The organism is Pseudomonas sp. GW822-FHT06D10 (genome assembly GCF_058799535.1).
Genome location: NZ_JBXALN010000005.1, coordinates 79,811 through 87,418 on the forward strand (window position 1 = coordinate 79,811; position 7,608 = coordinate 87,418).

The window sequence follows — 7,608 nt, forward strand, 5'->3', positions numbered from 1 at the left end:
GGTCAGCCCCATGTCCCTTCCCGTGCATTTCCTTCGTCCGGCCGCCCAGGGTTTTGCCGCCGGCCTGTTGCTGGCAGTTGCCGGCTGTGGTGTGTCGTCCAAGCCCGAATCCGCTGCCGGCTCGTCAACCCAGGGAGCATTGCAGGCTGCGCCTCAAGCGCAGTACGAGGTGCAGCATGCCGATGCCACCATGGCCAAGCGCGCTGTGCATCCCATGAGGTTGTCAGCGCCGATGCCGGCGCCCATTAGCTCACGGGATTCGCTGGTGGCCGGTTACCGCGACGAGCCCCGGGAGCAGTACCAGAAACTGCCGGACAACCCGATCCACAGCGTCGCCGAAGCACCGGTCTCGACCTTCAGCGCCGACGTCGATACGGGTGCCTATGCCAACGTCCGCCGCTTGCTCAACCAGGGCAGCCTGCCGCCGGAGGGCGCGGTGCGCCTGGAGGAACTGGTCAACTACTTCCCCTACGATTACGCCCTGCCCACGGACGGCTCGCCCTTTGGCGTGACCACCGAGCTGGCGCCGTCGCCGTGGAACCCCCATACCCGCCTGCTGCGCATCGGCATCAAGGCATCGGATCGCGCGGTGGCGGAGCTGGCCCCGGCCAACCTGGTGTTCCTGGTGGATGTCTCCGGCTCCATGGATCGCCGTGAAGGCCTGCCCCTGGTGAAAAGCACCCTCAAGCTGCTGGTGGATCAACTGCGGGACCAGGACCGGGTGTCGCTGGTGGTCTACGCCGGTGAATCACGGGTGGTGCTGGAGCCCACGTCCGGTCGTGACAAGGCGAAGATCCGCACTGCCATCGACCAGCTCACCGCGGGTGGTTCCACGGCGGGCGCCTCGGGTATCCAGCTGGCCTACCAGATGGCCCAGCAGGGTTTTATCGACAAGGGCATCAACCGCATCCTGCTGGCCACCGACGGCGACTTCAACGTCGGCGTCAGCGACTTCGACAGCCTCAAGGCCATGGCCGCCGAGAAGCGCAAGAGTGGTGTCTCCCTGACCACCCTGGGGTTCGGCGTGGACAACTACAACGAGCACCTGATGGAGCAACTGGCCGACGCCGGTGACGGCAACTACGCCTACATCGACAACCTGCGCGAAGCGCGCAAGGTGCTGGTGGACCAGCTCAGCTCGACCCTGGCGGTGGTGGCCAAGGACGTGAAGCTGCAAGTGGAGTTCAACCCGGCCCAGGTCAGCGAATACCGCCTGCTGGGTTATGAGAACCGTGCACTCAAGCGAGAAGACTTCAGCAACGATAAGGTCGACGCCGGGGAAATTGGTGCAGGGCATACGGTTACCGCGTTGTATGAAATTGTCCCGGCTGGCGAGAAGGGTTGGCTGGAGCCGCTGCGTTATACCCAGGCCAAGGCGCCGCAACAGAGTGGCAAGCAGGGCGAACTGGCCATGCTGCGGCTGCGCTACAAGGCGCCGGAAGGCGGCAGCAGCCGCCTGATCGAACGGCCCATCAGTGCCCAGCAGCCGGGCAGCCTGGCGGCGGCCAGCCCCGACCTGCGCTTCGCCGCAGCCGTGGCGGCGTTCTCCCAGCAGCTCAAGGACGGCCGCTACACCGGCAACTTCAGCCTGGCCGACACGGTCAAACTGGCCCAGGGCGCCAAGGGTGCCGACCCTTACGGCCTGCGAGGCGAGTTCGTACAGCTGGTGGAGCTGGCGCAAAGCCTGCAAACTCAGGCGCCGAAAGCCCAGGCGGCGCAGCCCGTGGACTTGAGCCAAGTGCAGAGCCGCCTTGAGTAGACCTCAGACCCGCAGTGAACAGGAGTTCAACCGCCCTATGTCTGCTGCCCAATCCACCAGCGACGCCAGCAGCGATGAAACGCTGCTGGCGCGTTACCGTGCCGGAGACCCCGCGGCCTTCGAGGTGCTTTACCAGCGCCATCGCCAGGGCTTGTATCGCTTTGTGCTGAGCTTGTGCGGCAAGGCCGAGCTGGCGGATGAGGTCTACCAGGAAACCTGGCTCAGCCTGATCCGCAGCACCAGCCAGCCCCAGGGCCGGGCCCGCTTCCGGACCTGGTTGTACCAGATTGCCCGCAACCGCTTGATCGACCACTGGCGCAAGCACGGCCAGCGCAACCCGTTGCACGACAGCTATGACGAACAACTGCACGGTGAAGCCGACCATGCCCCCGGCCCCGAACAGCAACTGAGCCTGTGCCGCGACCAGCAGCGTATCGAAGCCGCCCTGCAGGACCTGCCCGAAGACCAGCGCGAGGTGTTCTTGCTGCGGGCCCACGGCGACCTGGAACTGCCAGAAATCGCCAGCCTGACCCAGGCTCCCCTGGAAACGGTGAAAAGCCGTTTCCGCTATGCGTTGAAAAAATTGCGTCGGCTCCTGGCCGAGGAGGTACTCACATGACTGACGCCCGACAGACCCCAACCCCCGAAGAGCAGATGCTGGCGCATATCCGCCAACACAGCGCCCAGGAACCACCGGCCCATCTGGATGCCCTGATCCTGGCCACTGCCCGCCGCGAAGCCCCGGCGCCCAGGCCGAGCCTCTGGCAGCGCTGGATGCGCGCCTGCCAGCGGCCGCGCTATCAACTGGCCTTTGCCAGCCTGTTTGGCGTGGCCCTGGTCATTGGCTTGCTGCGGCCCTCCCCGGAGCACTATCCACAAGAGCAGGCCTTTGTCCCTGCGCCCGCTCCAGCCCCAGCTGCGCCCATGGCGCGCCAGGCGGCGCCACGTTCCGCCGAGCTGGCCGGGGCCTTGAGCGTCCCTGAGCCGGCTGCCCCTTCGCCCATCGCTCCGGCTGCCCCTGTCGGCAGTTTTGCCGCGGCGCCGGAGATGGAAGCGTCCGCTGATGCAGCGCCACCTGCGATGGCCAAGCCCAGGGCCGAGTCGAGCAAGCTGGCCAAGCGCATGTCGGCGCCGGCCGCGCCCCGGGCGATCAAGCGATTGAATGAGCAACTGCAGACAGTGCTGCGTCTATGGGACGAGGGCCAGAACCGCGCGGCGGCCGAGCTGCTGCTCCAGCTGCAGGAAACTTATCCACAGGAGGATCTGGACGCGCGCCTGCAAGCCTTGCGTCGTCAATAAGGTGCGGGGGTTGGCTGTCGCAGCGGAAAACGCGCACTATCTGCCCAGTTTCCAGAAAGTGAGAGGCCGGTCATGGCACCCCGCATCGACCGTATTGCTGCAATGTTGAACTGCCCGATCAAGGGCGCGGAGCTGCGCCAGGCCATCAAGGAAAGCCGCAAGGACTTTGGCCTTGAAGAGGGCGAGGACCTCGATCAGCAGGCCGACGACGAAGACGATCAGGCGGACCCGCACTCCGACGCCGTCGAGGAGGAGTGACCCTGGCAGCCCCAGCGCTCAGGCGTAGGGGGTGGCGGGCAACTCGATGAACTCGGCGCAGGCACCGTCCGCGGTCATGCGCCGGGCCCGTTCCGGCAGCAGCCGGGCGTGGTTTTCCACTTGCCAGCGATACCAGCTCAGGCGCTGCACGATCCGCCGCCGGCAGGGCTCCGGCAATTGCCCCAGCAGGTCGACACTCTCGGGCGCCCAGCGGGCTCGGGTCGAGTAGTAGCAGAACAGGTTTTCCCGCAGGCCGAAACAGTCCTCAATGCTTTCCTCGACGCTGTATGCGTAGCGCTCGAAGCTGGCGCTCAGTTGCTGTGCGCCGTCGGCGTTGTCCCGCAGGTAGGCGAAGATCCCCGGCCAATTGATGCAGTACAGGTGCTCGTCCCAATCGCCGTCCCGGGTCAGGTACTGGCCCTGGCCGCGAAAGAACTGCAGCACTTCCTCGCGCTCCAGAGCCACTTCAAAGTTGCTTTTCATCGGGTGTTCCCTTGACGTCGGCGATGCTCACAGATAACGCCACGCATTCGATCACGCAATCGAAGCCGATTTCCAGGCGCAGGTGATAACCGGGGTCCAGGCGAGTGAGCTGGGTGCGCATGCGCCCGTCGAAGCGCGTGCCGCTGACCGCCAGTTCGCTGATGCCCTGGACCTTGAGCACGAAACTGCAGTGGGTCGCCGCCTCGATCACCGGCCAGCTGGCAGGCACAGACAAGCGCGGCAGTTCACCGCTCAGGTGCAGGCTCAGTTGCTCGCCCTGGAACTGCGGGCCCGAGGTCTTCAGGTCATAGGGCGTGGCGGTCACATCGAACTCGGCCCGCCAGGCTTCAGGGTTGTCGATGCCGAACAGCCAATCCCCGCCGAAACGCTCACGGTGCGGGATTGCCCGGCACTCTGCCAGCGAAGGCAATTGCGCGCGGACCAGGTCTTCCTGCCAGCGCTCCCGTGCCGCGTCCAGCAGGCGCTGGAAAAGGTCCCGGCTGTTGTCGATCACCCCTGGCCAGTTGCTGGGCCACTGATCGTATTCGTAGTCGTCCTCGATGGGCTCCCAGATCTGTTCGAAGTCATAGTCCGGGTCATCCAGGGCCGCTTGCAGCACCTCCACCAGCCGCTGTCGATGCCGGAAATTTTCCCGGGAACCGTGGCGCATCAGGCCGTAGTGGCGGACCAGGTATTCGCGGTCGTCCGGGTCATTGGGGTTGTAGCGGTTCAGTTCGGCATCCAGGGCCGGGGGCATGTCATAGCCCATGAACCAGGTGACCCAGTCGCGTATCTGGGGCTCGAAGGGTTGATTGTGCAGGGGATGGCGCAGCATCGGGACCTCCTGTCCGGGGGCGGCGAATGTAGCAAGTTGCGCCTCGCCAGGACAGCCCGGGGCCGTCATGTGTGCGGGGTGCCGTCCGGGCATCGTGCCGTTTTGCATCGCGGATCAACAAAAAAGCCCCAGGCCGTAGGACCTGGGGCTTTTTCGCTGAAGATGGCGCACTCGGCGGGATTCGAACCCACGACCCCTGCCTTCGGAGGGCAGTACTCTATCCAGCTGAGCTACGAGTGCAGTGCGGGCGACATCATACCTATGTCGACTCGGGGCGTCCACGCCGGTTTTCATCGGCTGGTGCTTGTCCGTCGCAACCCCCGGAAACCCGGGCCGTAGTGGCAGTTTTTCCTGCTGAAGCTTCCTCGTACCTGCGCGCAACCTGCAGCCAGAACCGTGCAATCACGGGGCACAGGGAGGTGCAGGAGATGAACTGTTCCATGCCGGGCGGCCTGCAAGCGGGCCTGCCGGACCAACTGTTCGAAGCCAGCTGGAGGGCGGTATTGCCCGGTTTGCAGCGCCGCGCCCGGCAGTTGGCGCGGGGCAACGCCGATGGCGCCCAAGAGTGGCTGGCGGCCACGGCGATCAAGGCGCTGCTGTTCTTTCGCCGCTCGCCGGAGCGGATCCGCGACCCCCAGGGCTTTCTGTTCCTGGTGCTGGACCATGTGTTTGTCGACAGCTGCCGGCGGCGGGCGCGGGAGCAGCGCCTGTTCGTGGATTTCGCCGATTTCGAGGAGGACCCGCTGCAGCAACTGGAAGCCCCGCAGATGTCGGTGCTCGACCAGGTGGAATTGCTGGAGACCCTGGCCCTGCTCAGTCGACGGGTGGCGCAACTGCCGCCGAAGAAGCGCCGCCTGTTTGAACTAAAGTTTGTCGACGACCTGCCCTATCCCCACATCGCCGCCGAGCTGGGCATGAACCAGCCCTTGGCGCGCAAGTATGTGCAGCTGTTGCGGGCGCAGTTGCGTTGATGCGGCCTGAGGTTTCACAGCCGGCTCGCTCGGGCGTTCCTGTTCAGTGAGCCTGTTTTCGATGCTGTAGCCGGTGCCGCCGCCTTCTGCGGTGGGCCATTCCATCTAAGGAGAGATGTATGCCCGATCCAATGGTCAACTCGCAGATCACCGATGCCGTCACCCAGACCAACGTCAAGGTCGTGGCCGAGGCTCCGGCCCAGGCCATCGCCTCGCTGTACCAGGTGGCCAGCCACTCGGCCGGCTTGTCTTTGCAGAACGCGGTCAACAGCCAGCAGGCGCTCAACCAGATCTCCAATGCGGTGGTGTCCAAGGCCGTGGCGCTGATCATGGCGATCGGCGAGTAGGGCTGACCGCCCGGGAGAATCGTCATGGCCTGGTTCAAGAAGAAAACCCCACCCGCAGCCGCGGCCGATGAAAGCGCCGGCGCGGCGGCCGACCCTGGCGCCGCTGCAGTAGCCGCCGAGCCTGAGGCACCCTCGGCGATGGCCGGTGACGCCGCCTCGATAGCCAGCGCGCCGGCGCCCGAACCTGCGCCATCGCCTGCAGGCCCGGCGCAGCCCTCGATGATGCAGACGATGAACGCGCACCTGCTCAAGCAGGCCGGCACGCCCAGCAGCGACAGCACCGATGCCCTGAACAGCCAGATCGTCCAGGCGGTGCAGTTCAGCAATGCCCAGACCTTCAGCTATGCCCCGGCGCAGATCGCAGCAGCGCCGGACATGATGATCAGCCAGGCCGCCGGCCTGGTGGCGCAGTCGGCGGCGGGGTATTTCGACGGGGTCAGCAAGCTGGCCCTGGCGGCCCAGGCGGTGCTGCTCAAGCAGATGACCGAGAACATCGTCAAAGAGAACGTCAAGGGTGCTGCCGAGGATGCACTGGGCGCGTTGGTCACCGATCTGCTGGTGGGCGCGGCGGCAGCGGTGGCGGCGGCTGCCGGGGCCATGGAGGCCGACGCGGCCGGCGTGGCCATCGACAAGATCGACCAGAGCATCGCCAAGTACAGCAGCACCCTGGCCAATCGCACACCGTCCTCCTGAGCAAGCGCCCCGGGCGCGCCAGGTGCCCGGGGCCTGCACGGCCAGGAGCATGACCGCGACACAGGCTTTTCCCCTGGCGTTGAAGTTCGACGGACCCGGTGCCCAGCCCTTCAACGTCATTCATTGAGTAAGGAGCATGCAATGGCGAATGAAGAGCAGACCCCGATGGCGACGATATTCGGCTTTGCCGAGAAGTATCTGAAACGCCCGTTGACCCAGGTCGAGCGCCAGGTACTGGAGGCATTTGCCCAGGACAAGCCGCTGGACATGTCCAGGGCCGCGCAACAGAGCGTCGATCAGGCGCGGCAGCGGGCCACGGAGCTGATGCAGTCCGATGGGCTGCGCACCCGGCAGATCATCGATCAACTGGCCGGTTCCGCCGCCGCGGGCAAGGCCGATCCCCAGGCGCGGGAGCTGGTGCTGCGCCAACTGCTGGCGGCCGCCGAGTCCGAGGAGCCGCTGTCGGTATCGCCCCCCGGGGCCGGCCTGGTGACGACCGCCGCCGCTGCAGCCGCCGCGGCGGCGCTGGCGCCGGCACTGTCCCCGGCCAGCTTCCCGGTGGACGATCCGCAGCTCAAGGCAATGATCAGCGCCCTGGTCCAGCAGGAGGTGAAAGCCGCGGTCGAGGCGCGGATGGCCGGGCTGTCGCAGAAAGTCGAAGACACCCTCAAGCAACTGACCGCCGGCAGTGGGCAATAAGGGCCCCCTGAAATAACCGCAAGGCCGTTCAAGCCCCGCTTCACAGCATCAGGGCTGCCACGTTCACTCAATGACACGGAATGCTCCGTGTGCCTAACAAAGGAAGTTGAGCCATGCCACTTGTAAACGAACAAATCACCGATGCCGTCACCCAGACCAACGTCAAGGTCGTCGCCGAAGCGCCGGCCATGGCGATGGGCACCATCTACCAATCCATGGCCCAGGCCACCGCGATCCTGTTCCAGAACTCGGTCTCGGCGCAGC

11 protein-coding genes and 1 tRNA gene are annotated in these 7,608 nt (G+C 65.7%); 9 read left to right on the top strand and 3 right to left on the bottom strand.

The features are described from left to right. The first annotated feature begins 10 nt into the window (after window positions 1-10). From AC1RL5_RS17655 to AC1RL5_RS17670, 4 genes are all read left to right on the top strand, one after another. Complete coding sequence (locus AC1RL5_RS17655; RefSeq protein WP_103407934.1) at window positions 11-1,759, top strand: vWA domain-containing protein; 1,749 nt, start codon at window positions 11-13, stop codon at window positions 1,757-1,759. A 37-nt stretch (window positions 1,760-1,796) separates the two neighbouring features. After that, the gene (locus AC1RL5_RS17660) at window positions 1,797-2,378 is read left to right on the top strand and encodes an RNA polymerase sigma factor (RefSeq protein WP_492589470.1); all 582 of its coding nucleotides are present in this window, start codon (window positions 1,797-1,799) and stop codon (window positions 2,376-2,378) included. Beyond that, a complete protein-coding gene (locus tag AC1RL5_RS17665) occupies window positions 2,375-3,058 on the top strand; it encodes a hypothetical protein (protein ID WP_093407354.1) in 684 nt (227 codons plus the stop codon). Before AC1RL5_RS17660 ends, AC1RL5_RS17665 begins: the two co-directional genes overlap by 4 nt. Window positions 3,059-3,130: 72 nt before the next feature. Further along, window positions 3,131-3,316, top strand: coding sequence for a hypothetical protein (locus AC1RL5_RS17670; RefSeq protein WP_015633704.1), 186 nt, complete (start codon window positions 3,131-3,133; stop codon window positions 3,314-3,316). Between the two features lie 18 nt (window positions 3,317-3,334). Here AC1RL5_RS17670 and AC1RL5_RS17675 read toward each other — a convergent pair whose 3' ends face one another. From AC1RL5_RS17675 to AC1RL5_RS17685, 3 genes are all read right to left on the bottom strand, one after another. Beyond that, window positions 3,335-3,799: a hypothetical protein gene (locus AC1RL5_RS17675; protein ID WP_011058557.1), complete on the bottom strand. Its 465-nt coding sequence runs from the start codon at window positions 3,797-3,799 to the stop codon at window positions 3,335-3,337. Beyond that, on the bottom strand, window positions 3,783-4,634 hold the full coding sequence (locus AC1RL5_RS17680) for a hypothetical protein (protein ID WP_492589471.1): 852 nt from the start codon (window positions 4,632-4,634) through the stop codon (window positions 3,783-3,785). The genes AC1RL5_RS17675 and AC1RL5_RS17680 overlap by 17 nt, the downstream gene beginning before the upstream one ends. Window positions 4,635-4,797: 163 nt before the next feature. Further along, window positions 4,798-4,874, bottom strand: a tRNA-Arg gene (locus AC1RL5_RS17685). 188 nt (window positions 4,875-5,062) lie between these two features. Here AC1RL5_RS17685 and AC1RL5_RS17690 point away from each other — a divergent pair. From AC1RL5_RS17690 to AC1RL5_RS17710, 5 genes are all read left to right on the top strand, one after another. Next, the gene (locus AC1RL5_RS17690; RefSeq protein WP_492589472.1) at window positions 5,063-5,605 is read left to right on the top strand and encodes an RNA polymerase sigma factor; all 543 of its coding nucleotides are present in this window, start codon (window positions 5,063-5,065) and stop codon (window positions 5,603-5,605) included. A gap of 119 nt (window positions 5,606-5,724) precedes the next feature. Continuing rightward, window positions 5,725-5,952 carry a RebB family R body protein gene (locus tag AC1RL5_RS17695; protein ID WP_011058560.1) on the top strand — a complete coding sequence of 76 codons (228 nt, stop codon included), beginning with the start codon at window positions 5,725-5,727 and terminating at the stop codon, window positions 5,950-5,952. Between the two features lie 24 nt (window positions 5,953-5,976). Continuing rightward, window positions 5,977-6,645, top strand: coding sequence for a hypothetical protein (locus AC1RL5_RS17700; RefSeq protein WP_207239902.1), 669 nt, complete (start codon window positions 5,977-5,979; stop codon window positions 6,643-6,645). 141 nt (window positions 6,646-6,786) lie between these two features. Beyond that, window positions 6,787-7,344, top strand: coding sequence for a hypothetical protein (locus tag AC1RL5_RS17705; protein ID WP_093407344.1), 558 nt, complete (start codon window positions 6,787-6,789; stop codon window positions 7,342-7,344). 113 nt (window positions 7,345-7,457) lie between these two features. Continuing rightward, the coding region (locus AC1RL5_RS17710; RefSeq protein WP_492589556.1) for a RebB family R body protein at window positions 7,458-7,608 on the top strand (151 nt) is incomplete at its 3' end.